The organism is Mycobacterium bulgaricum (assembly GCF_041287165.2).
GTDB classification, from domain to species: domain Bacteria; phylum Actinomycetota; class Actinomycetes; order Mycobacteriales; family Mycobacteriaceae; genus Mycobacterium; species Mycobacterium bulgaricum.
In genome coordinates, this window is the sequence record NZ_JBGGKV020000003.1 from 125416 (window position 1) to 150777 (window position 25362).

The 25362-nt window shown below is 67.5% G+C and carries 20 protein-coding genes and 1 tRNA gene; 8 read left to right on the top strand and 13 right to left on the bottom strand.

Annotation, left to right across the window (positions count from 1 at the left end; genetic code table 11):
* Nucleotides 1–5: 5 nt before the first annotated feature.
* The 9 genes from rfbA to ACAG24_RS11615 all read right to left on the bottom strand — a co-directional run bounded on the left by rfbA (nt 6) and on the right by ACAG24_RS11615 (nt 8692).
* A complete protein-coding gene (rfbA, locus tag ACAG24_RS11575; RefSeq protein WP_370473208.1) occupies nt 6–869 on the bottom strand; it encodes a glucose-1-phosphate thymidylyltransferase RfbA in 864 nt (287 codons plus the stop codon).
* Nucleotides 869–1237, bottom strand: a complete 369-nt coding sequence (locus tag ACAG24_RS11580; RefSeq protein ID WP_370473209.1) for a nuclear transport factor 2 family protein — start codon at nt 1235–1237, stop codon at nt 869–871. The genes rfbA and ACAG24_RS11580 overlap by 1 nt, the downstream gene beginning before the upstream one ends.
* An 18-nt stretch (nt 1238–1255) precedes the next feature.
* On the bottom strand, nt 1256–2002 hold the full coding sequence (locus ACAG24_RS11585) for a maleylpyruvate isomerase family mycothiol-dependent enzyme (protein WP_370473210.1): 747 nt from the start codon (nt 2000–2002) through the stop codon (nt 1256–1258).
* 2 nt (nt 2003–2004) lie between these two features.
* A complete protein-coding gene (locus tag ACAG24_RS11590) occupies nt 2005–3339 on the bottom strand; it encodes a cytochrome P450 (RefSeq protein ID WP_370473211.1) in 1335 nt (444 codons plus the stop codon).
* Nucleotides 3339–3662 carry a DUF1330 domain-containing protein gene (locus ACAG24_RS11595; protein WP_370473212.1) on the bottom strand — a complete coding sequence of 108 codons (324 nt, stop codon included), beginning with the start codon at nt 3660–3662 and terminating at the stop codon, nt 3339–3341. Before ACAG24_RS11595 ends, ACAG24_RS11590 begins: the two co-directional genes overlap by 1 nt.
* A 9-nt stretch (nt 3663–3671) precedes the next feature.
* A complete protein-coding gene (locus ACAG24_RS11600) occupies nt 3672–5012 on the bottom strand; it encodes a UDP-glucose dehydrogenase family protein (RefSeq protein ID WP_370473213.1) in 1341 nt (446 codons plus the stop codon).
* Nucleotides 5013–5089: 77 nt separating this feature from the next.
* Nucleotides 5090–6721, bottom strand: a complete 1632-nt coding sequence (locus tag ACAG24_RS11605) for a DUF7159 family protein (protein WP_370473214.1) — start codon at nt 6719–6721, stop codon at nt 5090–5092.
* A 229-nt stretch (nt 6722–6950) separates the two neighbouring features.
* Nucleotides 6951–7523 carry a dCTP deaminase gene (gene dcd / locus ACAG24_RS11610; protein ID WP_370473215.1) on the bottom strand — a complete coding sequence of 191 codons (573 nt, stop codon included), beginning with the start codon at nt 7521–7523 and terminating at the stop codon, nt 6951–6953.
* A gap of 20 nt (nt 7524–7543) precedes the next feature.
* Complete coding sequence (locus tag ACAG24_RS11615; protein WP_370473216.1) at nt 7544–8692, bottom strand: hypothetical protein; 1149 nt, start codon at nt 8690–8692, stop codon at nt 7544–7546.
* 137 nt (nt 8693–8829) lie between these two features.
* On the opposite strand from ACAG24_RS11615, the gene ACAG24_RS11620 reads away from it, so the two are divergent.
* The 4 genes from ACAG24_RS11620 (at nt 8830) to ACAG24_RS11635 (ending at nt 14016) form a co-directional block, all read left to right on the top strand.
* Nucleotides 8830–8903: transfer RNA gene (locus ACAG24_RS11620), tRNA-Gly, on the top strand.
* Nucleotides 8904–9065: 162 nt separating this feature from the next.
* On the top strand, nt 9066–10286 hold the full coding sequence (locus ACAG24_RS11625; RefSeq protein WP_370473217.1) for an esterase/lipase family protein: 1221 nt from the start codon (nt 9066–9068) through the stop codon (nt 10284–10286).
* 32 nt (nt 10287–10318) lie between these two features.
* Nucleotides 10319–11116 carry a bestrophin-like domain gene (locus ACAG24_RS11630; protein ID WP_370473502.1) on the top strand — a complete coding sequence of 266 codons (798 nt, stop codon included), beginning with the start codon at nt 10319–10321 and terminating at the stop codon, nt 11114–11116.
* A gap of 683 nt (nt 11117–11799) precedes the next feature.
* Nucleotides 11800–14016 carry a Calx-beta domain-containing protein gene (locus ACAG24_RS11635; RefSeq protein WP_370473218.1) on the top strand — a complete coding sequence of 739 codons (2217 nt, stop codon included), beginning with the start codon at nt 11800–11802 and terminating at the stop codon, nt 14014–14016.
* Between the two features lies 1 nt (nt 14017).
* On the opposite strand, the gene ACAG24_RS11640 is transcribed toward ACAG24_RS11635, so the two are convergent.
* Nucleotides 14018–14869, bottom strand: a complete 852-nt coding sequence (locus tag ACAG24_RS11640) for a glycoside hydrolase family 16 protein (protein WP_370473503.1) — start codon at nt 14867–14869, stop codon at nt 14018–14020.
* Between the two features lie 159 nt (nt 14870–15028).
* Here ACAG24_RS11640 and ACAG24_RS11645 point away from each other — a divergent pair, with 159 nt between their 5' ends.
* Nucleotides 15029–15919 (top strand): endonuclease/exonuclease/phosphatase family protein, encoded by an 891-nt coding sequence (locus ACAG24_RS11645; RefSeq protein WP_370473219.1) that lies wholly within the window; start codon nt 15029–15031, stop codon nt 15917–15919.
* Between the two features lie 79 nt (nt 15920–15998).
* Nucleotides 15999–16691: a DUF4189 domain-containing protein gene (locus tag ACAG24_RS11650; protein WP_370473220.1), complete on the top strand. Its 693-nt coding sequence runs from the start codon at nt 15999–16001 to the stop codon at nt 16689–16691.
* 72 nt (nt 16692–16763) lie between these two features.
* Here the strand turns inward: ACAG24_RS11650 and ACAG24_RS11655 are convergent, their stop codons facing one another.
* Nucleotides 16764–17297 (bottom strand): hypothetical protein, encoded by a 534-nt coding sequence (locus ACAG24_RS11655; protein WP_370473221.1) that lies wholly within the window; start codon nt 17295–17297, stop codon nt 16764–16766.
* Between the two features lie 155 nt (nt 17298–17452).
* Here ACAG24_RS11655 and ACAG24_RS11660 point away from each other — a divergent pair, with 155 nt between their 5' ends.
* Nucleotides 17453–19243, top strand: coding sequence for a lipocalin family protein (locus tag ACAG24_RS11660; protein WP_370473222.1), 1791 nt, complete (start codon nt 17453–17455; stop codon nt 19241–19243).
* Between the two features lie 62 nt (nt 19244–19305).
* Here ACAG24_RS11660 and ACAG24_RS11665 read toward each other — a convergent pair whose 3' ends face one another.
* On the bottom strand, nt 19306–20709 hold the full coding sequence (locus ACAG24_RS11665) for a hypothetical protein (protein ID WP_370473223.1): 1404 nt from the start codon (nt 20707–20709) through the stop codon (nt 19306–19308).
* 396 nt (nt 20710–21105) lie between these two features.
* Nucleotides 21106–22572 (bottom strand): MFS transporter, encoded by a 1467-nt coding sequence (locus tag ACAG24_RS11670; RefSeq protein WP_370473224.1) that lies wholly within the window; start codon nt 22570–22572, stop codon nt 21106–21108.
* Nucleotides 22573–22726: 154 nt separating this feature from the next.
* On the opposite strand from ACAG24_RS11670, the gene ACAG24_RS11675 reads away from it, so the two are divergent.
* On the top strand, nt 22727–25348 hold the full coding sequence (locus tag ACAG24_RS11675; RefSeq protein ID WP_370473225.1) for a LuxR C-terminal-related transcriptional regulator: 2622 nt from the start codon (nt 22727–22729) through the stop codon (nt 25346–25348).
* Nucleotides 25349–25362: the final 14 nt, after the last annotated feature.

Below are 25362 nucleotides of genomic sequence, written 5' to 3' on the forward strand. Positions count from 1 at the left end.
CCTGCTCAGCGCTGCAGCAACTCCAGCAGATACGCGCCGTAGCCCGACTTCAGCAGTGCGTGGGCGCGCTTTTCCAACGCGTCGTCGTCGATGAAGCCGACGCGCCAAGCGACTTCCTCCGGCACGCTGATCTTGAGACCCTGCCGCCGTTCGATGGTGCGCACATAGTCGCCGGCGTCGAGCAGCGAGTCGAACGTCCCGGCGTCCAGCCACGCCGTTCCGCGTGCGAGCACCTCGACGTCGAGTCTGCCCTGCTTCAGATAGGTCTGGTTGATCTCGGTGATCTCGTACTCGCCGCGGTCGGATTTACCGAGCCCCCTGGCGATTTCGATGACGTCGTTGTCGTAGAAATACAGCCCGGGCACCGCGAAGTGCGACTTCGGAATTGCCGGTTTCTCCTCCAGGGAGACAGCACTGCCGCCGGCATCCAGTTCGATCACCCCGTACGCCGACGGGTCGGCCACCCAGTACGCGAAAATGGCCCCGCCGGTGACCTTCTGGAATCGCTGCAAGCTGGTGCCGAGGCCGGGTCCGTAGAAGATGTTGTCGCCCAACACCAAGGCCACCGGCTCAGCGCCGATGTGCGACGCCCCGATCACGAAGGCCTGCGCGAGCCCTTCGGGCTCGTCCTGCACCGCATAGGTCAGGTTCACCCCGAAATTCGATCCGTCGCCGAGCAATCGGCGGAAGGCGGGAGCGTCCTGCGCGGTGGTGACGACGAGGATGTCGCGGATGCCCGCCAGGATCAGCGTGGAGAGCGGGTAGTAGATCAACGGCTTGTCGTACACAGGCAACAACTGCTTGCTGACGCCCAACGTGATCGGATGCAGCCGAGTGCCGGAACCGCCCGCGAGGATGATTCCGCGCATCAGCCCGTCAGGTCCGCTTCGGTGAGCTCCGTGGCGGCCAGCGCCGCGTCCAGCGAATCGTGCCGGAACATGGAGGTGACGTGGTCGTGCACGACGCGGAACGCCGAGGCACCCGTTCCGGTCTCACCGGTCACGGACACGGTCTGCTGTTCGACGACGACCACGCCGTCGTTGACGTAGATGCGGCCCGGCTCGACCTTGACGTCGAGCGACTGGGCCCAGTCCCGCAGCGCGGCGTGGCCCTGGGCGGCACCGCCAGCGTCGCCGATCTCGATGTCGTCACTGGACAGCGACAGCAGCGTGTCGAGGTCGGCGGCATTGAGCGCGTCGTGCCAGGCAAGGACGGTGGCCAGCTCCGAAGTGGTCATGCCTCGACTGTAAGCGCCTCAGAACGGTGTGCGTTCCAGCCACGCGTCCCAGACGGCCTCGTCGCCGAAGACTTCCAGCCCGGCGTCGGCCGCGGTCTTGCGCCGCACGGTGGCCAGCAGCAGAGAGTTGACGGGTCCGCGAACCGCGACCGCGCCCTTGCCGTGGCTGTGTGACCAGGACAGTCCGTCGTCGTCGTGCACGATCGTCCACTCACCCGTCGGGCCCAGCTTCTCGTCGGTGGCGTGCAGGTGGACCGACTGTCCGTGCTCCAACGCCGGCGGGCGGTTCTTGTCGACGGTGGCGAGCTCGATCCACTCGCTGAGGCAGTCGGCGGCGAGGTCGGCGGGCAACTCCAACTCGGCGCCGAGCGCGAGCGCCGCGTCGAGCCGGTGCACGGCCACCTCGTGAACACGCCGTCGAGTCCACCACCCCGCAGGCCTGGGTCCGTTGAACGTCCACACCCGCGCATCTGAACCGACGCGGTGGACGGCGTCGACGACGGCCTGCGCACCGGCGTTGAGCCAATCGATGGAGGCGTCGAGGTCCTCGGGCGGTCTGCCGTCGCGCACCTCCCGCGGGTCGAGAGGCTGGTTGCGTCGCTCGCTGATGATCTGTGCGGCCCAACGGTTTCCGCGACCCACGTGACGGAACAGGTGTTTGAGTGTCCATTCGCCACACGTGGGCACCGGAGTCGCCGGATCCCCCGATCGGATCAGTTCGCCGAATGCTCGAGTCTGCTCGAGCAGGGCTGCTCGGAAGTCCACCCCTACGAACCTAGCGCGGCTGGGGCCTTTCCAAGCGTGATCGGCAAGGTTGACCAGCCGCGGAGCACGCGGGTGTCCCGGCGGCTGCCCTCACCTGCCAGCCGGGCGCCGGGATAGCGCTCGAAGAACGTGCGCAGGCCGACCTCTCCTTCGGCGCGCGCGAGTGCCGCACCGAGGCAGAAGTGCCTTCCGCCGGAGAAGGACAGGTGCTTTCCGGCATTGTCGCGCTCGATGTCGAACCGGTGCGGATCGCTGAACACCTTGGGGTCGCGATTGGCGCCCGCGAGGTGCACGATGACGAGTTCGCCGCGGTCTATCGCGGTTCCGCCGACGACGACGTCGCGGCGTGCGAAGCGGGCGCTCATCTGCACGGGCGAATCCAGCCGGAGGATCTCCTCGACCGTGCCCGGCCACAGCTCGGGGCGGGCCGCCAGCGTCTCCAGGTGCTGCGGGGTGTCGAGCAGCATCCGGATGCCGTTGCCGAGAAGGTTCACGGTGGTCTCGAAGCCGGCCGCCAGCACGAGGCCCGCGGTGGCCTGCAACTCGCGGTCGGTCAGCCGGTTCGCCTCGTCGGAGGCCTGGCTGGCCAGGATCAACTGGCTCATCAGGTCGTCACCGGGATTGCGACGTAGCTGCTCCAGGTGGTCGCCGAGCCATGCGTTGAAGCCGACGAGGCCTTCGTGCACCTGCTGAAACTGGCGCCAGGACAACCCGATGTCGAGGCTGGGCGCACCGAGTTCACCGAAGTGCAGGATGTGCTTGCGGTCGCTCTCAGGGACGCCGAGGATGTCGCTGATCACCGCCACGGGCAGCTGGGAGCAGTACCGTTCGACGACATCGACGACGCCGGTCTCGCGTTCCAGATCGTCGAGCAGCGCGTCCGCGGTCTGCTGGACGCGGTCGCGCAGCGCGGTGACGGCGCGGGTGGTGAACACCGAGGAGACGAGCTTGCGGCACCGCGTGTGGTCGGGCGGTTCGATCGACAGCAGCGACGGCGGTTCGATGGGGTGCAGCAGCCCTGGATGGGTCTTGCGGTTGACCCACTGCAGCGTTTTCGGCAGCCCGGCGCCGAGCGAGGACACCCGGAAGTCGTCGGAGCGAAGGATCTCGTTGGCCGCCTGATGGTCGACGGTCAGCAGCACCGCGCGGCACCGGATCACCGCCGCGTCGCCGCGCAGTTCGTCGGCGAACCGGGCCGGATCGGCGCGCGCCTCGGGATCGGCGATGAGCCTGGCCTGCGGATCGCGGCTGCGGCGTGCTGCGAACTTGGACAGACCACGGATGACACCGTGCAGTGCCATCCACCGGATCCGTTGTCGCAGAAGATCGCCCGCCATCAGTTCAGCTTAAGCAGGGGTCGCAGATCGTCCAAGCGGTCGAACAGGTGCCAGATGTAGGACGACGAACCATCTTCGCGGTGTGCGTGCAGGTCGGCGAGGTCGGGGTCGTTGCGGTAGCCGTCGAAGGCCTCCTTGGATTCCCACTCCACCAGGATCAGCACCGTACGGGGCTCGATGTCACCGGTGACGGACTCGCGGAACTGTCCGAGCGCGACGACACGGCCTCCGTGCTTGGCGACTTCGGCGGGAGAGCGTTTCGAATAGGCCAGGTACTCGTCGCGATCGGCGATGTCGAACAGGTTCAGCGCGTAGACAGGCATGCACCGACGTTACGCCGGGATCGCTCGCCCGAGGTTGCGGCCGAGGGCATGCACCTGCCAGCCGGCGTCCTGCCACTTGCGGGCGTCCAGGCAATTTCGGCCGTCGACAATCACTTTGGCGCGTACCACCTCGGCCAGCGCATCGGGATCCATGTCGACGAATTCGCGCCACTCGGTCAGGACCAGCACGGCGTCGGCACGCTCGCACGCGTCCAGCACGGACGTGGAGTAGTTCAGCGTCGGGAAGAGCCGCCGGGAATTCTCGATCGCCTGCGGGTCGTACACGTTGACGGTTGCGCCGTGCAACTGGAGCATGCCCGCGACGTTGAGCGCGGGCGAATCGCGGACATCGTCGGACTCGGGTTTGAACGCCGCGCCCAGGACGGCGGCGTTGGCGCCGAGCAGGGAGCCGCCGCACGCTTTGGTGGCCAGTTCGACCATGCGGGTGCGGCGGCGCATGTTGATACTGTCGACCTCGCGGAGGAACGTCAGCGCATGATTGGCGCCGAGCTCGCCTGCGCGGGCCATGAATGCGCGGATGTCCTTGGGCAGGCACCCGCCCCCGAAACCCAGACCGGCGTTGAGGAATCGGCGGCCGATGCGCGCGTCGTAACCGAGCGCGTCGGCCAGCAGCGTCACATCGGCGTCGACGGCCTCGCAGACCTCCGAGATCGCGTTGATGAACGAGATCTTGGTGGCCAGAAAAGCGTTGGCCGACACCTTGACCAGTTCCGCGGTCTGCAGATCGGCCACCAGGAACGGCACCCCGTCGGCCAGCAGCGCCGCGTACATCTCTCGCAGCACCTTCTCCGCGAGCTGCGAATCCTCCTGCACCCCAAGCACAATGCGGTCGGGGTGCAGGGTGTCGGCAACGGCGAAACCTTCCCGCAGGAACTCCGGATTCCACGCCACCTCGACGGTGACGCCCTCCGGAGCGAGGCCCGCGGCCCGCTCGACCAGTTCGGCTGCCGTACCCACCGGCACGGTCGACTTGCCGACAATGACAGCCGGACGGGTCAGCAGCGGCACCAAGGAGTCGATGACGGCGTGCACGTGGCGCAGATCAGCGCCGTATTCGCCCTTCTTCTGCGGTGTTCCGACCCCGAGGAAATGCACGTCGGCGAATTCGGCCGCCTCGGAGTAGTCGGTGGTGAAGCGCAGTCGTCCCGCATCGATGTTGCGCTGCAACATCTCCCGCAACCCGGGCTCGTAGAACGGGACGTCACCACCGGAGAGTTTCGCGACCTTGCCGGCGTCGACGTCGACACCGATGACCTCATGGCCGAGCTCGGCCATGCCCGCGGCGTGGGTCGCTCCCAGATATCCGGTCCCGAAGACGGTACAGCGCATACCGCCCTCAGTACCCACCTCCGATGAGCTGAAGCCAAAGTGACACCGAGCGTAAGACCAACGGAAGGTGACGAACGCTAGTTGCGTCCGGTACCGCAGAAAATCAGGAAACAGCCGTCGCCGTTGATATCGCCCGGGACGCCGGTGCCGGAGCCGCCTCGCGAGCCGCCACCGTCACCGCGACCACTGTCTCCCCGGCCGCTGCTACCGGATCCGGACCCCGAGCCGGACCCCGATCCGCTGCCGGGCCATTGAGGCTGCTGCGGGACCTGGGGAACGGTCGGAACCTGGGGAACCGTCGGTACCTGTGGCGTCTTCGTCGTCACCGGCGGACGGGTCACGGGCGGGTCGTCGTTCTGCCACGGCGGATCCCAGTCGTCGTCCGGCTCGTCGGGCTGCTGGTTGGGCCACTGCCACCGCGGCGGCGTCCACTGCGGCTGACGCGGTAGGACGATCACCGGCGGCGGAACCACCACGGGCGCGACGACCGGTGGCGGGGCGACCGGAGCCGGCGCGGGCGCGGGAGCTGCCGGCGGTGGGGCGGGTGCGGGCGCCGCGGGCGCGGGCGCCTGCTCGACGAACACGGTCCTGGGGGCCTGCTGCGGCGCTTCCTGGACGACGGGCACCGGAGGCTTGATCGTCTCGGCCGTCTGCGGAGCCGGCGGGACGACGGCGGCTTCCTGCTGCGCGGGTGCCGGATCGGGCGCGGGCGCCTGGCTGCTGGGGACGATCACGGCCTGCGCGGGGCTGGGCCGCTGATCGGCGGTCGGGCGGATGCTGATGGCCAGCGAGATGACCAGTGCGACGACACCGACCACGAACAGCGACGTCAGGGCGCTGCCGACGAGCAGGAACGGCTTGCGTTCCTCGTCGGCGGGGCGCATCTCCGTCGGCGCGAACTCGTCCACCACGTCAGCGCCGGCCTCGACGCCCGCGGGAGCCAACTGCGTGTTGGCGGCGGCGAGCCCGGCCATCACCGATCCGGCCGTGGTGCCGTCCGGATCCTGGGAGTAGGCGAGTCCGACGGTGGTCGCCTCGAAGGAGGGCGCGGAGGCCGACGCCAGCGCGGCGCCGCGGGCGAGGGCGAGCTCGGCGTCGTCGGGCGCATGGACCGGAAGCGAGACGAGGTGCTCCAGGTGCGATTTCACCGAGCTGATGTCAACGCCGGAGCCGACCACGAAGATGCCGTGCGGCGGGGACGCCTGGGCAGCGACAGCCTCGGCCATCTCGGTCAGCACGGCCATCGCGTCGGTGCTGTGCAGGGAGCGGCTGAGCACCTTGACCACCGAACCGTCGTCGGTCTGCACGACCGACAGCGTCGCGGTGTCGCGATCGACGAACAGCAGCGCGGTGGTGTCGTAACCCACGGCGCGGCCGACGGCCTGGGCCAGCGACGCCGCGGCGTGCCCTTCCGAGACGAGCATGACGTCACTGATGCCGTGTGCGGCCAGCGCGTCGCGCAGAGCCGTGGCTTCGGTGTGGTCACTCCACGTGACGCCGATCGACTTGAGGTGGTGACCGCCGGTCTCGGCGCTTTCCTTGGTGCCCATCACCGCCGAGACGACATGCTCGGCGGCGTTTGCCGACCCCTCCACGGAGCCGACGTCGAAGGTGTCGTGGTCGACGGTGACCCCGTCGGCCTTTTCGCCTTCGACCAGCACCATGCGCACCGTTGTAGGTGTCATCGACACACCTAATACGATGTCCACTGACCCTCCAAAAACATTTGCTGCTGCCTGGTGGCCGACACCGGTCGAACGCGCACGACGAGCCGACAACTAGATACTTCATCGGCGCCATCAGCTGCGGCGTTACACCTGACGCTGTTAGCTGACAGCGTGTGAAGACCTGGCCGGAACGCGCGGCACGGACGACCGGTGGCGCCGGTGCTTATGACATTACAAGCCGGGACCGCGTCTGCGCCGTGGTCAATTTCTGTCAGCTGGACCGGATGAAATTCTGGTAGGACTTCGACGGCGTGGGCCCGCGCTGGTTCTGATATTTCGAGCCGACTTTGTCGCTGCCGTAGGGGTGCTGGGCGGGGCTGGTCAGACGCAGCAGACACAACTGACCGATCTTCATACCGGGCCACAGGGTGATCGGCAGGTTCGCGACGTTGGACAGCTCCAGGGTGATGTGCCCGGAGAATCCCGGGTCGATGAACCCTGCCGTCGAGTGCGTCAACAAACCGAGACGGCCCAGCGACGACTTGCCTTCGAGCCTGCCCGCCAGGTCGTCGGGCAGGGTGCAGCGCTCCAGCGTCGCCCCGAGCACGAACTCCCCCGGGTGCAGGACGAACGGCTCGCCCTCCTTGGGTTCGACCAGCGTGGTCAGGTCGTCCTGACGCTGCGCGGGGTCGATATGGGTGTAGCGGGTGTTGTTGAAGACCCGGAACAGGTTGTCGAGGCGGACGTCGACGCTGGACGGCTGGACCATGCTGTCGTCGAACGGGTCGACGCCGAGCCGGCCGTTGTGGACTTCGGCACGGATGTCGCGGTCGGAGAGCAGCACGGCACGAGACTATCCCGGCGCTACTCCGTGCTGTCGCTTCCGGAGTCCTTGTCGGAGGTATCGCCGGCATCGCCGGCGTCGGCGGCCGTCTCAGACTTTTCGGCGTTTTCCCCAGCGGCGGTCTTCTCGGCCCGGCTCGCCTTGGTGGTCGGCTTGTCGTCCTCGTCGGCTGCGGCCGCGTCGGATTCTGTCTCGTCCGCGACCGCAGCCTCGGATTCGGTGGTCTCGTCGGAGACCGGGGTCACCGCAGTCCCTTCCGTGGCGTCGACGACCTCGTCGGTGGAGACCTTCGATGCGACCTCGTCGGCCTTTTCTTCAATCTCGGCGATCTGCAGGGTGACGGTCTCTCCGGACCCGTGCGACCCATCGAAAGCAGCCGATTCAGCGGGCGGCGTGTACGGCGGGAAGGTATCGGTCACGCTGCGGTCTTCCGGGTATTCACCCCACGGCGTGAACAGGCCCGGCGCCGCGACGCGCTCACCACCGACCTCGCCGGTGAGCAGTGTGCTGATGTCGCCGTACCCACCGTTGAAGAAGCCGTCGAGGATGACGCCCGGTGCCCGCAGCAACGCCGCCCACTGACCCTGCGGGTTTCCCGCCATTCCCGCCCGGTAGATCTCCTGATGCACCGCGCCGGTCGCGCCGATGGCACTGATGATCGGGCCGACCAACCGGGCGAAGGCGTAGTCGGCCGACTCGGTGAGCTTCTCGCGAACCTCGTCCTCGCGATCGCCGGATGCGTGGGCCACAACCTCGATGACGGCATCGGTGAAGGCGCCGACGAACACCGGCGCGATAGGCGCGAACAGCATGTTCCCGAACAGCGAATGGTTCAGCCGCAGATAGTCGGCATCCTCCCAGGGAGCGCCGGGGACCCCGATGCCGATGTAGTCATTGAGTGCCGGAATCGTGGTGGTGAAGGACGCAAAGACCTGGCCCACCGTGTCGCCCAGACCAGCAGCGAGGGTCTGCAGGGCGTTCACCAATGCCACGTACTCGACCTCGGTGGTCACGACGCGAGGCGGGACCACGGGCTGGACGACGGTCGCGGCGCGGGCCACGGCAGCCTCATGGGTGGGCAGCACGGGCAGGGTCGAGAACGCGATGGCGCCGGCACCGGCCAGCGCGACTCCTGCGGTGAGCGACCGATGAAACACACTGTGCGCCATGAAAATTCGACTCCTGTGAACTTACTGGGAAGCTGATAGCAGCAAAGGCTAGCTGACAGGTATGCATAAAAGGGGGCTACGTCCGGCGGCTGTCACTTCGGGCCGGTCACTCCCCTGCTAGTCTCACTAGCCACACCGCCGATGTAGTTCAATGGCAGAACATCAGCTTCCCAAGCTGAATACGCGGGTTCGATTCCCGTCATCGGCTCCACGATCAAAAGACCCCCGCCGAGCGTGCGCTCAGGGCGGAAAAAGCGCCCAATCTTCGCCCTCACCGCACACTCGTCGGCCCGCCCACACACCCCGTGATTGACCTCGCCGATTTCGGGCTATATTCGGAGAACAGTTGTTCACTGAATCCGGAGTACAGACCATGCGGACATCCGACATGCAGGCACTCGGGGACGTCGCCGCCGAGGGCCTGACCGTCCTCAACACGCTGGTGCGCGGCACGCACCGCGGCATCGCACGCCGGGTCTTCACGTCGATCGGTCCCGCCGCGCGCCCCGTCGAAGTCGTCCACGACGCCATCGCCGGCGCGGTGTACAACGCTCTCGACTCCGCCGGACATCGCATTCCCCCGGCACTGTCCACCTGGGCGGCGGCAGGCCTGGCCTTCGACGACGACCCGGCCCTGGACGAACGACCGGGAATAGCGGAAGCGATCGCGGCGCTCACCGGCATCTACGGCGACGAGCTCGCCGAGCGGGGCAGCCCCTGGGCCGCGCCGATGTCCATCCGCGTCGCCGGGCATCCGGTGGCACTCACCGCCGACGCCATCACGGCCGAATTCCCCAGGCCCACCGACGCTCTCGCCGTGTTCGTCCACGGGCTGTGCCAGACCGAAGCCTCGTGGCGGCGCCCGCCCAGGATCACCGCGGAGGTCGACGAGCGTCCCTATGGTGAACGCCTCTGTGAGGACCTCGGATTCACTCCGATCGACATCCGATACAACACCGGTCTGCACATCTCGACCAATGGCCGCAGTCTGGACGAGATTCTGACCCGGCTGGTGGAGATATGGCCGGTACCTGTGCGCCGTATCGCGCTGATCGGTCATTCGATGGGTGGTCTGGTGGTGCGCAGCGCCTGCCATTACGGCCACGAGAGAAATCGCCGCTGGACCCGCAGCACGCGTCAGGTCATCTGCCTGGGATCACCGCATCTGGGTGCCGATCTGGAGAAGGGCGTGAACGCCGCAACCTGGGTCATGTCGAAGTTCGGTGAGAGCCGCGCCGTCGCCGAACTGCTCAACCTGCGCAGCGACGGCATCAAGGACTTGCGGTACGGGGCGCTCCTCGACAGCGACTGGGACGCCGCCGATCCTGACGAGTTCCTGCGGGACCGCTGCTCGGAAGTGCCCTTCCTCCCCGGCGCCAGATACCACTTCGTCGCGACGTCCGCCGGCCCGGCAGCTCTGGGCCTGCTGCTCGGCGACCACCTCGTGCGCCCGTCGAGCGCCTCCGGTCGCGGCCGCCGGCGCCGGCTCCCTTTCGCCGACGACGCAGGTCTCACCCTGACCGGTCTGCACCATTTTGACCTGCTCAACCATCCCGAGATTTACGTCAAGATCCGCGAGTGGCTCACGCCCTGACGGTCGCCTGACTACTGTCAGCAGCCGTGCTGATGTGGCTGGCTCCGCTGATCGTCCTGGCCGTGGTCGCGACAGCGGTTACCGCCAAGCTGTTGGTGCGCCGCCGCGCGCCCGAGGGCGGGTGGTTCACCGATCTCACCCGCAGCGCCGGTTCCCTGACGCTCATCGGGACGATGTTCGCGGTGATGCTCGCGTTCGTGATCTTGTTCGCGCTGCAGAGTTTTCAGCGTGCCCGAGACGGCGCGAGCATCGAGGGCGTGGCCGTCACCGAGATGGCTTCGGTCGCCGACGTGCTGCCCTCCCCGGCCGACGAAAGCCTGCGCGGCGATCTGGTCTGCTACGGGCGGGCCGTCATCAGCGACGAGTGGCCTGCCATGAGAGAGGGCGGATCCAGCGAGCTGGTGGAAGCTTGGGTCAGCTCGTTGCACCGCGACTTCGACGCCGCGGATCCCCGGACGGGGGCAGAGCAAGCCGCGTATGGCCAATGGTTCGACCAGGAGGCACAGCGTCGCGACGGACGGCGGCAGAGGCTCGCGGAGGCCGCTCCGACCCTGCCGGTTCCGCTGTGGTTCGCGTTGGGTCTCGGCGCAGCGGCCACGCTGACCTACATGGTCGTGCAGGCTGATCCGCGAGAGAACCGGTTCATCCAGGCGTTGCCGATCACGTTCGTATCGGCGCTCGTGACCGCGGGTCTGCTGGTGGTCGTGTTCTTGGACCGCCCCTATTCCGGTAGCCACGGCAGCGTTGCGCCGACGGAAATGACCCGCACCTTGGCGCATATCGACCAGGGTGTGAATCCCCCCTGTGACGAACGAGGAAATCCGGTCTAGGAGAAGGCTTTCAAGATCGTTGCGATGCATTTGCTGTAAACCTGACCCCGACGCACGTTCGTCGGGGCACACCACCATGTCGCAGCAGTTGATGCCGGTCCCGCCGTACCGGCATCGACGCGCTGGCCCCAGCTTGGGCATTTCGCTGTATTTTGACGCGCGGGGAAGATCTTGATTTGTTCGCCGTGAGAGGGTGTATCCGCAATGCGAATTGCTCCGCTGACCGGGGCAGACCTTCGATGAACCCCGCCGACGGTTTGGCTCGTATTTATTTGCCAGACCGTCATTACGCGCTACGCTGCTCGGGATCAACTCGATAAGCGTGCAGGCACTTCGTTCGGCACCGTGGAATCAGGCGCAGGCGGGGGACGGACATGAAAAGAACTCAGCGACACGCTGTTTCGGCCGAGCGGAACCAGCTTCGGCAACTGCGGTTAACCCATTTACGCAGCAACGGCACCGCCGGCGAAGTATCTCGCGCAGAGCGCGGACGCCTTGCCGGCTGTTCCCCCTACGTGGGGCGGGTCGGTGCACTCGCCGTCGCCCTGGGCATCGGCGCGGCAATCGCATCGATGCCGGCGACAGCCTTTGCTGATACCGATTCCGACACCTCCGCGGGCGCCACTGCGTCGAGTTCCGCGGCGTCGTCCGAATCGGACACCGACACGACGCACACAAGAACCGTGAAACAGGACCGCGAGCCCCGCAGTTCTGACGGCGACGTCTCCGACGAAGACGCGTCCGATACCGGGGACGCGGCTGACGACGAGGTCGCCGAGAAGGCCGACGATGACGACTCGAAGGGGTCACGTCCGGCGTCCGACGACGAGCCCGCCGTCACAAAGTCCCCCGCGCCGCAGAAGGCGCCCGTCGAGATCGACGAACCCGAAGAGACCGCCGAAGTGCCGTCGACGCCGAAGCACGCCGAGGTCACGTCGTGGACGCCGCCCGCTGGGAACGCCACCGCGGCGGTCGCGGACGTACCGGCGCCGGTGGCGGCCCCGAAGAACCTCGACCGCGCCCCGTCATTCATTTCCACCTGGCTGGGCCTGCGCTCGCAGGACTCCGGGGGTGATCCGGTCGCCCCGGCCGTCGCTCCTTTGATGCTGAGCACCGCCACGACAGGTCGTCGCACCGCGGCGCCCACGACACGACTGTTCGGCGACGGCACCGCCGAGAATCCCGATGCCGGGCTGCTGTATGGCAACGGCTTCAGCTGGGATGCGTTGTCCTGCACCGGAACTACAGCATGCCACGGCGGCAACGCCGGGCTGCTCGGCGGCAGCGCCGGCCACGGATTCAACGGAGGAAACGGCGGAGACGCCGGATTGTTCGGCCGCGGCGGCGACGGCGGCGACGGTGTTCCCGGGGGCAACGGCGGCAACGGCGGAAGCGGTGGACGGATCTCCGGCGACGGCGGCGATGGCGGCGACGCGGGGGTCTCGCTGCTGTCCGCCACCAGCGCAGGCGTCGGCGGCAGCAGCGGCATGCTGGGCACCAAAGGCAAACCCGGCAGCGGCGGTACCACGGCCGTGACCGTCGGCTTCCCGCGTAGCGCCACCTACGTGACGGAAGGCAACGGCGGAACCAGGGTCGAACAGGTGACGGTCCAGCTGTCGGGTGCGTCCGCGACCGCGGTGACGGTCAACTACGCGGTGTCCAATTTCCCCGGGCTGCAATACAAGGCGACCGCGGGCCAGGACTTCGCCGCCGCCACAGGCTCCGTGGTCTTCGCGCCGGGTCAGACGACAGCGACCATTCCGGTCACTGTGTACGGCGACACCGACTACGAGCCCGACGAGGCGGTGTACGTCCAATTGACCAGCGCTGTCGGCGCGTTGATCGTGCGCACGGCGACCGCAGGCCAGCTGGCGGGTCAATCCAACTTGATCTTGAACAACGACGATGCGGCCAGTGGGATCGGCATGACCCTGCATCTGCGCGGTGCCGATGCGGCGACGGTCAAGCGCGAGTTCGATCTCATGGCGACCATGAACGTCACCTGGGTCAGGATCGACATCGACTGGTCTGCAGTCGAACCGCGCCGCGGCAAGCTCCAGTGGGAGCAGACCGACCTGCTCGTCCAGGAGGCCGTGGCCCACAACATGAACGTGCTCGTGATGCTCGGGTTCACCCCGGCATGGGCGCAGCCGGCAGACGCCAAGTCCCTCTCGGACCCGAGGCACTCCAGGCCCAAGGACCTCGCCGCCTTCGCCAACTTCGCAAAGCTCGCCGCTGAGCGCTACACCCCGCTCGGGGTGCGCAGCTGGGAGATATGGAACGAACCGAACACGGCGAAGTTCTGGCCGACGCGTCCCGACGCGAACGAGTACGGCAGCCTTTTCCGCGCGGCCGCGACGTCGATCCGCGGAGTCGATCCCCGGGCCACGCTTCTCATCGGTGGCCTTGGGCCGCAATACGATACGCCCGGCGCCGAGATCCCCCCGGCGGTGTACCTGGAGCAGCTCTACAGCAATGGGGCGGCACAGCTCGCCGACGGGATCGCCGTGCATCCGTACAGCTATCCGCACCTGCCGATGGACCCAGACCAGCGCCAGATCGGAGGGTTCGTCGACCTGCCCGAGCTTCAGGCCGTGATGGCCGCCCACGGGGACGGCAACAAGCAGGTCTGGATCACCGAGTTCGGAGCGCCGACGGGAACCAGCGTCAACGCGGTCTCGGAGGCGCAGCAGGCGGCGATTCTGCTGGCGGCCCGCGATCAGGTTGCGTCGTGGAACTGGGCGGGACCGCTGATGTACTACGAGCTGGTCGACGGCGGGACGGATCCCTCGGACGGCGAACAGAACTTCGGGGTGCTGCGCGCCGATCTCAGCCTGAAAGCTGCGGCGCAAGCCCTGATCGACGCCGGACCGTTCCGGCGCCCGTCGACCGCGGTGTGACCTAGCTGGCGAAAACTCTGATCCAGTCGACCCGCATCTCCGCGGGGTAGGTGCCTCCGGCGGGCTCGCGTCCACCGGAGCCGCCGACCGCAATGTTGAAGACGGGGACCATCGTGAATCCGGGGTCGTTGAAGGGCCAGTCCGGCAGGGAGTTCGCCGGAACCGTGAAGAACGGCTCCATGCCCGGCTGGTAGTCCTTCCAGAAGTACAAGCCGGTGGGCTGCCAGGTCATCCGCCAGGTGTGCCACTGGTTGTCGACGGGATGACGGTCCGTCGCGAACGCCGTGCCGTCCAGGCGCGCGTGGACGGTGGTTCCCGACGGCCAGTCCCTGTTGCCGTACCACTCGACGAGGTCGACTTCGCCGCCGCGGACCGGATTCTCGTTGACGAGCCAGAACGCCGGCCAGGCGCCGTCGGTCAGACAGTCCAGCTTGACGCGCGCCTCCCACGTCGTCCCGATACCGCCGCGCCACACTCCCATGATCTTGGCGCTGGCGTACTTCTCCTGAATGTTGGCGCCTTCGCCGCGTGTGGCGCGAATGACGAGATTGCCGTTCCCGTCCTGAAACACGTGTTCCTGGTCGGTGACGTAGCGGCCCATGTTGAACGGCTTGTCCCACTCGACGGGGTTCCGGATCGTCTCGCGGGCGGGGACGATGAACCAGCGGGCCGGGTCGGGCGGCGAACCTGCCGGTCCGTCGAACTCGTCCTGAAACAGCATCACCGGACCAGGCTGGGCAAGTTCTGGACCAGGCTCGACGGGCACGACGGGCGGCTGGGCCTGGGCGGTGGACGGAGTCGCCACCGCGGCCACACCCAGCCCCATCACCAGCAGCGCACTACGACGATCGATTTCAGGCACAGCAGCACCGTAATCGAACCCGTGCGATTCGACCGGTGATTCTGCACTAACTGCGGTTTCGCGTCGCTTTTGCGAGATGTGCTAAACGGCAGACTGATTGAGCAGGGCCGGGCGCGGACCAACCTGAATTCCCGATACGATCGAACGATCGTGCACTGGATCCGAGGGCTTTTCGCTTGGCGGCCCAGCCGCCGAATCAGGGTGCTGCGATACGACAACAGTGCCGGCTGGGTCGCCGCGACCCCGCTCAGCGACGTCTCCCGGTCCCAGTTGTCGGTCTCGACATTCAATGTCTGGTTCGATCCGTTCTTCGCACAGGAGCGCTACCAGGCGATTGCAGACCTGCTGGCCCCGGATCCGCCGGATGTGATGGCTTTCCAGGAGATCACCGACGCGGCGCTCGAAGTCCTTCTGGCGCAGCCGTGGATTCGCAAGCACTTTCTCAGCGCCTCGATCGTCGGCAGGCGCGTCGGGCCCTACGGCATGCTCCTGTTGACGCGGGTGCCGATGACCGAGGTGACCTACACGCGCCTCCCCACCCGTGCCCGCCGCGGCTTCGTGCGAGCCGACCTCCGCATCAACGGTGCTCGCACCGTGATCTGTTCGATCCACCTCGACAGCGGCAAGAGGTCGGCTTCGATTCGTGAACGTCAACTCGGCCGCATCTTCGGAACACTCACCTTGGATTCCGACGCCGTCGTGCTCGGTGACTTCAACATGCGCGACGGTGAAAACCACCTCATCGAGCCGCCCTTCCACGATGTCTGGCCCGTACTGCGGCCCGACGAACACGGCTATACCGAGGACACCTCGATCAACGACATGCGTTACGACAGCACTGGCAAGAAACGCCACGTCCGCTTCGACCGCGTCCTGCTCAAAGGTCGACAGTGGCAGCCCGAGAGCATCGAATTGCTTGGAAGCAAACCCATTTCACCCGACCACCCCCGCGTCTTTCCGTCGGACCACTTCGGCGTGCGGTGCGTTTTCACCGCGGACCCACCTGCGGACCTACCGATCGCCGACCAAAAAGACAGGTAGTCCGGTACGCAGTCGTCGTATCACCGGCGTACCTAGCTTCATTCGGGACCGAACAACCCACCCCGACTGGAGACTTGTCATGAGTGCTTTCACCGTCGACCGGAATGCCGCCACACTGATCGCCGTGCTGGCGGTGACCACGTTCGTCTCCCCGGCGGCCGCGTCGGCCGACCCTAGGCCGTACGGGACGGCAACCTGCATCCAGGGCCTCGTTTGGCGCGAGGCGAGAAATGGTGACACCGTCTGCGTCACACCGGCATTCCGCGATCGCACGGCCGCCGAGAACGCCGATCCCAATGCCAACAGGGATCCCAACGGCGGTTCGGGGCCACTGTCCTGCGCATCGGGGTTCGTGTGGCGCGAGGCGTTCGAGGGGGACACCATATGTGTGACTCCTGCTGTGCGCAGCGAGAACTGGGCGGCGAACGACGCGACCGAATCGAACTATCAGAAGAACAACCCCGGTAGCGACACCACAGGTGGCGGCACCTGGGCTGCCATCGCCATCGCGCCCGCCAACTCCGCATACGGCTACGGATACAACGGCAAAGCCAGGGAAGATGCCGAGAAAATGGCCATGGACCAGTGCTTCGCCAACGGCGGTACCGACTGCCGGGTGGCTGTCTCAGCACCGACCGGGTGCATGGCGCTCGCCGACAGTCCCACGCATTGGGCCGGCGGCCGGGCGCCGAGGCAGGACGACGCCGAAGCAGACGCACTTGCCAAGAACGGCGGGGGCAAGATTCTCGTGTCCGGTTGCACCGGAGCGTAAGTCGCGCAACGCAAACGACCTCGTAACCTCACACCGTGGTGAGGTCACGAGGTCGTTTCAGCTAAGGCCGAATTACGGGGCCGGGACGCTACCGCAGCCCACCCCGGGGATGCAGCCCGACGCGCCACCGGGGCCGGCAGCTCCGGAAGGACCGCCCGGAATCGCGCCCGCGGCGCCGCCCGGACCAGCCACGCCACCGGGACCACCCGGGATCACACCCGAAGCGCCACCGGGTCCGGCTGCGCCGGCGGGACCACCGGGGATCGCACCGGCGGCGCCACCCGGACCAGCCACACCACCGGGACCACCCGGAATCGCACCCGCGGCGCCACCCGGACCAGCCACACCACCGGGACCACCCGGAATCGCACCGGCGACGCCCGGCGCGGGCGGCGGCACGTAGCCAGGCGCCGGGGGCGGCGGCGCCCATCCGGCGGGCGGGGCGTACCCGGGTGCCGGCGGAGGCGGAGGTGCGGCACATCCCGTGCCGTTCATGTCGACGCATCCCGGCGGGCCGCCGGCAGCGGCAAGAGGAGCGACCGCAAAGGCGGTTGCGGCGGCGCAAGCCGCCACGGTCGGGCCGAGCTTCCAGTATTTCTGCAGCATGAGCGCGGTCTACCCGACTATCGAAGAATCAAACACCGCGTCTGCAGGCAGAGCCGGGGCGAAATCAGACGGGCAAACCCAGACGACGGTGACGACTCGCTGACGTTTGCGACATTTTCGACGGGCCGGCGGCCTCGCCGGGCTACATTCCGGCGATGACGTCACGACACTGGGCGCTCTGGTTGGGAACCTTCGGCGCGGGGGCGTGCATCGCGCTCGGAGCGGGCCACGGCGTGGCCGCCGCCGACAGCGATACCTCCGAGGGCGCGGATTCCTCGAGTCAGTCTGCGGCCGAGACCTCCGACCGTGACGAGGACCCCGCCTCTTCCACGAAGGAGGACGCCGAGTCCGTCACGCGGGGCACCACCAAGCGCGACCGGGACGACGAAGAAGACACGCGAGAGTCGGAAGAGGCTGTACGCGAACAGGATTCATCACCGGAACCGGACAGCGAGGCGGCCGCCGCCGACAGTCCGACCGGGCAACGCGGCGCCGGCCGAGAGACGGAACCGGACGACGTCGACGGTGACGCGTCCGACGACGTCGTCGAGCCCAGCCCCGCCGTCGCCGCAGCGCTTCCCCAGGCCGTTCCGGCGGGAGTCACCGGCGTCACGACCGGACGGGCGGCGTTGACGATTCCGGTGGGCGACAACGGCTACAAGACCCGCGCCGACTGGTACCTGCCGACCCAGTCTGACGGCTCCGTCGCAGCTACCGGGGTCATCTGGCTACAGCACGGTTTTCTGGGCAGTAAGTCCTCGATGTCCAAACTGGCTCAGACGCTGTCACTTCAGACGAACAGCATCGTGCTGGCGCCCAACATCTCGTCGTTCCCGCTCGCGTGCGCCAGCTGCTGGATCAACGGCGTACCGATGCAGCAGGCGGTGGCCACAATGTTCCTGGGCGATCGCGCATCGCTGACGGCCAGCGCGAACCTGGCGGGCTTCACGGGGGTGCTGCCCGAGAGCTTCGTGATGTCCGGGCATTCCGCGGGTGGCGGCTTCGCCACCGCGGTAGGCGGTTACTACGCCGACGATGCGCCCGGCAGCAGCGACCTGCGCGGCGTCGTCATGTTCGACGGCTTCTCCTTCGGCGGCGTCGTCGCCAACGCCCTGCAGAGCCTCGACGACCCCTTCGTGCCGGTGTATCAGGTTGCGGCGCCGCCCCAACCGTGGAATTCGGGCGGCGCGACCACGAAGGAACTGGTCGCCGCGCGTCCCGGTCAGTTCGTCGGCGTGACCCTCGCAGGAGGATCACACGTCGACTCCCTGATCGGGGGCAACGCCTTCTTCGACTTCTTCGCCCAACTGGCAACCGGGATCTCGCCGCGCGGCAACACGCAGGCGGTCTACACGCTGGCGAGTGGCTGGATCAACGACCTCTATCAGGGCCTGGGACCCGCGGACGGCACCGGCATCTACGGCGCCCCCGACCAGTACCTCGTGCTGGGTGATGCCGCCGGGGTCGTGTTGGCGCCCCCACCGGCCGTCGATCTCGACCGCTATCTGGGCACCTGGTTCGAAGTGGGCAGCGTCAAACAGTTCTTCTCGATCGGTCTCGTCAACACCACGGCGGTGTACAGCCTGAACCCCGACGGCTCCATCAAGGTCGAGAACTCGGGCAACTACTTCTTCAGCGATGGCCCGAAGTCGACCATCGTCGGTTCTGCGCTGCCGGTGGATGCGACCGACAACAAGCTCAACGTCCGGTTCTTCGGGCCTGCCTCGGCAGTTCCGCCCGGCAACTACTGGATCGTCGATCTGGACCCGGACTACGGTTGGGCCGTCGTCACAGACTCGACCGGTTTCAGTGGATTTCTGCTCACTCGCGACCCGGTCGTCTCCGACGCGTTCTACGAAGAGCTGCTCGATCGCGCCTCTGTGTACGGCGTCAAAGGCCGGATCACGCCGACGCGACAGCCGGCAGCAACCACGACGTCGGCGTAGAGATCCGGCCCGCGACGCCTGGTGACGACGGCCCCCTCGTCTCCGAGGGGGCCGTCGCTCGTCTACTCCTCGTTACCGCTCTTGGTATCGGAGCTGTCGGAAGTGTCCGTGCCGGCGTCGGAGGTGTCCGTGCCTGCGTCGACCGCGTCATCGTCCGCGCCGTCGGCAACCGCGTCATCGTCCGCGCCCTCGGCGACCGTCTCGTCTTCCGCACCGTCGGCGACCGTCTCGTCTTCCGCACCGTCGGCGACCGTGTCCTCTTCGGCGCCGTCGACGACCGTCTCGTCTTCCGCACCGTCGACGACCGTCTCGTCTTCGGATTCATCGGCGGCGGGGATCACGGCCGGCGTGTCGTCAGACCCTTCGGCGCCTCCGAGGGACGCCTTGTCACTCGAGCTGTGGGCGTCGCCGGTGTCGAGCGAGAGGGTGACCACGTCACCGGACGCGCTGATGTCGGACGAGGAGACCTTGGCCAGTGACCCTGCCGCCGGGTTGGCCGGAGCCGGGTTGACCAGGGCTTTCAGCGCCTCGGGCACGCTGACCAGGAACCGGTCGATCGGACCACCGGCCGAGAGCAGACCCGGCATGAAGTACTGGGGCTCGTCCGGGAAGTACTTCAGCTGGATGCCGTTGAAGAATGCGCCGGTGACCTTCGCCGGGGCATTGATCAGCTCACTGACCAGCGTCTCGAAGTCGCCCGCCTTGACCGCGTCGACGACGCTCTCGAACACCTCGGTCGCCGCAAACAAGGCGCCGACCATCGGGGACAGAGCCGATTCCGCGTAACCGCTGACCACGCGACCGGTCAAGACGCCGTCCAGGACGCGCTCGAGGTCCGGAGAACCCAGGAGCGCCGCCACGTCGCCGGGGATGGTGAAGATGGTCCGGATCGGTGTGAAGGCGCGCAGCGCGTACACGGCGTACACGTCGAGACGATGGACGAACCCGAAGATGTCACCCGCCTCGAGCTTGGCCGTTGCCTCTTGCCACGCCACCGGGAACAGGTCGAGCTGACCCTGGATGGCCGCCGGGGTGTCCGCGATCGCCTTCCGGATGGTCTCCCCGAAACCGGGGAGCGCCTCGGCGAGGGCCTTTCCGGCGGCAGGATCGGTCAGCAGGTTGCGGACGACCTCGGCGAAGTCCTCCGCCAGGCCCGGGCTGCTCGCGAGGAGCGCGGGAATGCCGCGGCTGAAGATGTCCTCGGTGCGGTCGCGGAGGTTGGTGGCCCCCGTCGCGATGACGTTCTGCCACGCGGTGAACGGATTCTGGAACGCGCTCAGTTCCACCTGGCGCTCGGTGAGAGCGCGCAAAGTCGGGATGGCAGGGTCCACAGCGACCGGAACGCTGAGAACCGCTGCACCCGCCAGCGCGATGCCGGCGGCCATGAGTTTGCCCTCACCCCTGGAGGACGTGGTGGGCGACGACCAGAAACGGCGATTCTGGTCGGCATTGACGGTTGATTGCACTGTGTCTCCCGAATTTGATGAGGTAAGGCTGACCTAATCGGCATCGGTACGTTAGCTGAGCCTAACCATATCCGCAATGAGTTTTCGTGATGTGGACAATCGGGCGCTTTGCGGATCTAGGGCACCCGTGTGTCAAACCGCTGCAACCCATGCCCGGAGACCTGGGGACGGCAATAACAGGAACACGGGCCGGCGCGCATCGACGCGACCGCCACCGAGGCGTTGCGAGGTCTGCAGGACACAGCTCGCACGCCCGCGCGCCGACAGCGTCCGGAACGTTGTGCACGCACGTCCGCGCGACGGACCGTCACGCCCGGAACATGCTTCCGGCAACGGGCCCGGGTCGCTCTTTGCTCCATGCCGACCGCGTGCGCAGCGGAGGGGGCGGAAGAGGGGCTAGCGGCCGTTCGTCACGGGGTGCGCAGGCAGCGTGGCGATTGCGCAGTTCGTGCAACTCTCCACCGGCAACCGCTCGGGATGCGGCGTGGGGCGGCGAATTCCGATGGCGGCCAACGCCGCTGCCAGCACCATGAGACCCGCCGAGATCAGCACGGCGATGTGGAAGCCTGCCGAGAACGCAACGGGATCCGCGTAATCCGCGCCGCCGATCCCGGCCACACCTGGCAGCACCGCCACCGCCAACAACCCGCCGGCACGGGCTACCGCGTTGTTGACCCCGGACGCCGATCCGGCCAGGTTCGCCGGCGCGGAGTCGAGAACCGTCGCGGTCAGTGGTGCCACCACCAGCACCATGCCCGCGCCGAATACCAGTGCCGCAGGGGCGACGTCGACCACCCACGATGCGTCGGCGTCGATTCGCGTCATCAGCAGCAACCCCGCAGCAGTGATCAACGGGCCGATCGTCATCGGCACCCTCGGCCCGATCCGGCTTGCGAGCGCACCTGCGCGAGACGAGAACACCAGCATCACCGCGGTGAACGGCAACAGTGCTGTGCCGGCCGCCAACGCGCTGAATCCCGCCACCGTCTGCAGTTGCAGCACCAGCAGCAGGAACACCGCTCCGAGAGCACCGTAGATCAGCAGCGTGATGACGTTGGCAACCCCAAAGCTTCTGTCGGCGAACAGCTTCGGCGACACCAGCGGATGCCCGGATCGGCGCTCGACGACGACGAATGCCGCCAGGGCCAGCGCACCTGCGGCGACGAACCCCAAGGCAGTCGGCGTCAGACCGCGTTCGCCCAATCCCGTGAGACCGTAGGTGAGAGCCCCGAGGCCCACCGCTGCCAATGCGGCACCCGTGACGTCCAACCCCTTGGGTGCGGCAGGGTCACGGCTCTCAGGAACATGCCGCCACGCCACGACGATCACGAGCAAGGCCAGCGGCAGATTGATGAGAAAGACCGCGCGCCAGTTCCACTCGACGAGGAAACCGCCGAGGAACGGTCCGATCGCTGCGGCGATGCCACCCAGACCCGACCAAGCCCCTATCGCAGCGCCCCGGTCCCGGGCATCGAAGGACGCCGAGATCAGCGCCAGACTGCCAGGGGTCAGCAGCGCGCCACCGACACCCTGCAGAGCCCTCGCGGCGATCAGGACCTCGGTGGTCGGCGCGAATCCGCACGCGGCCGAGGCGACCGCAAACCAGACGACGCCGACGAGGAACACCCGACGCCTTCCGAAATGATCGCCGAGCGACCCGCCGAGAAGTATCAACGACGCGAGCGTGAGGGTGTAGGCGTTGACGATCCACTGGAGCCCGGCGAAATCCGCGCCCAGATCGGCGCCGATGTGCGGGAGGGCGACATTGACGACCGTCCCGTCGATCATGACGAGACCTGACCCGAGCACGGTCGCCAGCAGAACCCACCGCGCTGCTGCAGTTCCCATGTTCACCCCGGTCATTGCGTCACCCTAGCCGCGATGCCATGGCCGAATCGGCCGTCACGGCGCCCGTGGCGCTTCTTACGTCTGTGTGATTTGCGAAAGTTCGATGTCGGCGGGGGAATTTTGGGTGCACCGTGTTTCGGTGGGCCGTTCACCTCGTTATTCTCGGCCTGTGACGAGCCAACCGCCCCTGGTGGGAAGGGCCGAGGAGTTCGCCATGGCGCGTCAGTCGATCGCCCCCCAGTCGGGGACAGGGGGCATCGTGCTCGCGGGTGCCGCCGGCGTCGGCAAGTCGCGCCTCGCCCGCGAAATCGTCGACCACGCCCGCAGCGCCCGGCGGCCTTGTCACTGGCTGTACGCGACGGCGTCGGCCCGGTCGGTGCCGCTCGGTGTCTTCGCGGAATTCGCCTCGTCGTTCGGCGAGGATCCGTTGCGCCGCGTCCAGGAGGTCCTCACCGCGCTCACCAACGACCAGTCCAGTAGGACCACAGTCGTCGGCGTCGACGACGCGCACCTGCTCGACGAGCAGTCCGCGCTCGTGGTGCACCAGCTCGTCCAGCGCAAGGCAGCGACCGTTGTGCTCACGATGCGCAACGGAGAATCCGCACCCGACGCCATCACCTCGCTGTACAAGGACCACGGGATACCCCGACTCGAGCTTCAACCGCTGTCAGCCACGGACGTGGCGGCGCTGCTCGAGCAAGCACTCGGCGGACCGGTGGAAAGGGCGAGCGCCCAACGGCTTTGGCGCTACACCCACGGTAACGTCCTCTACCTGCGCCAGCTTCTCGACGACGAACGGGCGCACCACAAGCTCTCCCTGCGGTCCGGTATATGGGTGTGGAACGGACACCCCGAGGTCTCTCCCACGTTGACCGATCTCATCGAATCGAATGTCGGACGGCAGGATTCCGCCGTCCTCGACGTCATCGACACCGTCGCCATCGCCGACCCCCTCGAGCTCGCGGTGTTGCGATCGCTGGCTCCGGGTTCGGCTCTGCGCGATGCCGAAACGCGCGGCGTCATCGTCGTCGACTCCGAGGCAGGTGTCGTGCGACTGGCTCATCCTCTCTACGGAGAGGCCCGCCGCAGACGCATGGGTAGCCTGCACCGTGCCGAATTGGGCCGGCGCATCGCCGATGCCATCGCCGTGCACTGCCCGTCCGCGCCCCAGCAATTGGTTCGTCGCGCCATCCTCATCGCCGGCTCCGAAAGTCCACACGACAGCGAATTGCTCACTGCGGCAGCCGAATCTGCGCTGTACCTGATGGATCTGAGTTTGGCGGTCGACTTCGCAGCCCGCGCTGTGAAGTGCGACGGAAGCATAGCCACCCGAGTCCTGTACGGCTTCGCCCTGGTGACGGCCGCCAGGGCAGAGGAAGGCGAACAGGTGCTGCGGGACGCCGACGAGCTCGCCGGCCAGTCCCCGGAACGCGCGCAGATAGCCTTGTTTCGCGCCGCGAGCCTGGCGTGGAACTTCGGCCAGCCACACGATGCCGAGGCGGTGCTCGACGCCGCGCAGCATGCCGCCGAAGAGTACGGCCTGACAGCTTCTTTCGCTGCCCTGCGCGCCTCCATCGCAGCCATCCGCGGGGACACCGCCGACGCCGTCGCCGGCGCGACGGCCGTGCTGGAAGAACCCGATATCCATCCGACTGCCCGGATGTTCTGCGTGATGGGCCTCGCGGTGGCCCTGGGCGATGTCGGAGATCTCCGCGCGCTCGACCGTGTCGCCAGGGACGGCTACAGCTATGCCGAAGGACATCCACGGGCGTCCCATCAGCGCTTCGGGCTCAGCGTCATGCACACCGACGGACTGCGCCTGACAGGCGAATACCCGCAGATGATCGTCGGCGCCGACCGCCTTCAAGAACAGGCTCTGGATCATCCGAACTCTCTGGTGATCAACGGTCTTGTCCAGGGGATGACGAGCGCGGCATGCGGTGACCTGAGATCGGCGCGCCAGTGGCTCAGTGAGTCGCTGGCCGCCGCGGAACACATCTCCTGGGCCAGCGAGCACAGCGGCTATTGGCTCGCCATCGTGCACGGCATGACCGGGGACTCCGTGGCTGCCCGAGCAGCGCTGGAGACGGTGCCGCAACGGCTTTTCGTCGCGACCGCGCTGTGGGATCCCGTCAAACACGTCGCGAAGGCGTGGGCTGACGCTGCGGCCGGTCAGGTGAGCGCCGCCCTTGCGACGCTGCGCGACGGAGCAGAGCTGATGCGCGCGGCCGGTCGCCCGGCCCGCGAACTGTGGTGCCTGCAGACGGCCACTCAGTTCGGCGACCGCCGCACCGCCGGGCGCCTCGCCGAGATCGCGGGCACGGTCGAGGGGCCTCGCGCAGCCGCTGCTGCCGCGCATGCCAAGGCCCTGGCCAAAGGCGATGGCCCGCAATTGATGTCGGTGTCGGAGAGCTACCGGGCATTCGGCGACAAGCTGGCGGCCGCCGACGCGGCAGCACAGTCAGCCGCGGCGTTCCGGGCCGCCGGGTCCCGGGGGTCGGCATTGACGGCGAGTGTGGCGGCGGCCGCGCTCGCCAAGGAGTGCGGCGCAGACACCCCGGCGCTGCGGACCACCAGCGGCCGGGCACAGCTGACTCCGCGCCAGCGGGAAATCGCATCGCTGGTCGCGGCCGGGCAATCGAACCGGGAAATCGCCGACCGGCTGCACATGTCGGTCCGGTCCATCGAGGGTCACATCTTTCGCGCATCCCAGCGCAACGGCGTGACGTCCCGCGAGGCGCTCGCCGCGTTGCTGGACGCGCGTGTGCCACCCGAGGTCAAATTGGGGTAGTGCACTACCCGCGT

Bases quoted from the DNA above. Each gene is read 5' to 3' on its own strand.
- rfbA (WP_370473208.1), bottom strand. From the start codon at position 869: ATGCGCGGAATCATCCTCGCGGGCGGTTCCGGCACTCGGCTGCATCCG.
- ACAG24_RS11580 (WP_370473209.1), bottom strand. From the start codon at position 1,237: ATGACCACTTCGGAGCTGGCCACCGTCCTTGCCTGGCACGACGCGCTC.
- ACAG24_RS11590 (WP_370473211.1), bottom strand. From the start codon at position 3,339: ATGGCGGGCGATCTTCTGCGACAACGGATCCGGTGGATGGCACTGCAC.
- ACAG24_RS11595 (WP_370473212.1), bottom strand. From the start codon at position 3,662: ATGCCTGTCTACGCGCTGAACCTGTTCGACATCGCCGATCGCGACGAG.
- ACAG24_RS11600 (WP_370473213.1), bottom strand. From the start codon at position 5,012: ATGCGCTGTACCGTCTTCGGGACCGGATATCTGGGAGCGACCCACGCC.
- ACAG24_RS11615 (WP_370473216.1), bottom strand. From the start codon at position 8,692: ATGGCGCACAGTGTGTTTCATCGGTCGCTCACCGCAGGAGTCGCGCTG.
- ACAG24_RS11625 (WP_370473217.1), top strand. From the start codon at position 9,066: ATGCGGACATCCGACATGCAGGCACTCGGGGACGTCGCCGCCGAGGGC.
- ACAG24_RS11630 (WP_370473502.1), top strand. From the start codon at position 10,319: ATGTGGCTGGCTCCGCTGATCGTCCTGGCCGTGGTCGCGACAGCGGTT.
- ACAG24_RS11650 (WP_370473220.1), top strand. From the start codon at position 15,999: ATGAGTGCTTTCACCGTCGACCGGAATGCCGCCACACTGATCGCCGTG.
- ACAG24_RS11655 (WP_370473221.1), bottom strand. From the start codon at position 17,297: ATGCTGCAGAAATACTGGAAGCTCGGCCCGACCGTGGCGGCTTGCGCC.
- ACAG24_RS11660 (WP_370473222.1), top strand. From the start codon at position 17,453: ATGACGTCACGACACTGGGCGCTCTGGTTGGGAACCTTCGGCGCGGGG.
- ACAG24_RS11670 (WP_370473224.1), bottom strand. From the start codon at position 22,572: ATGACCGGGGTGAACATGGGAACTGCAGCAGCGCGGTGGGTTCTGCTG.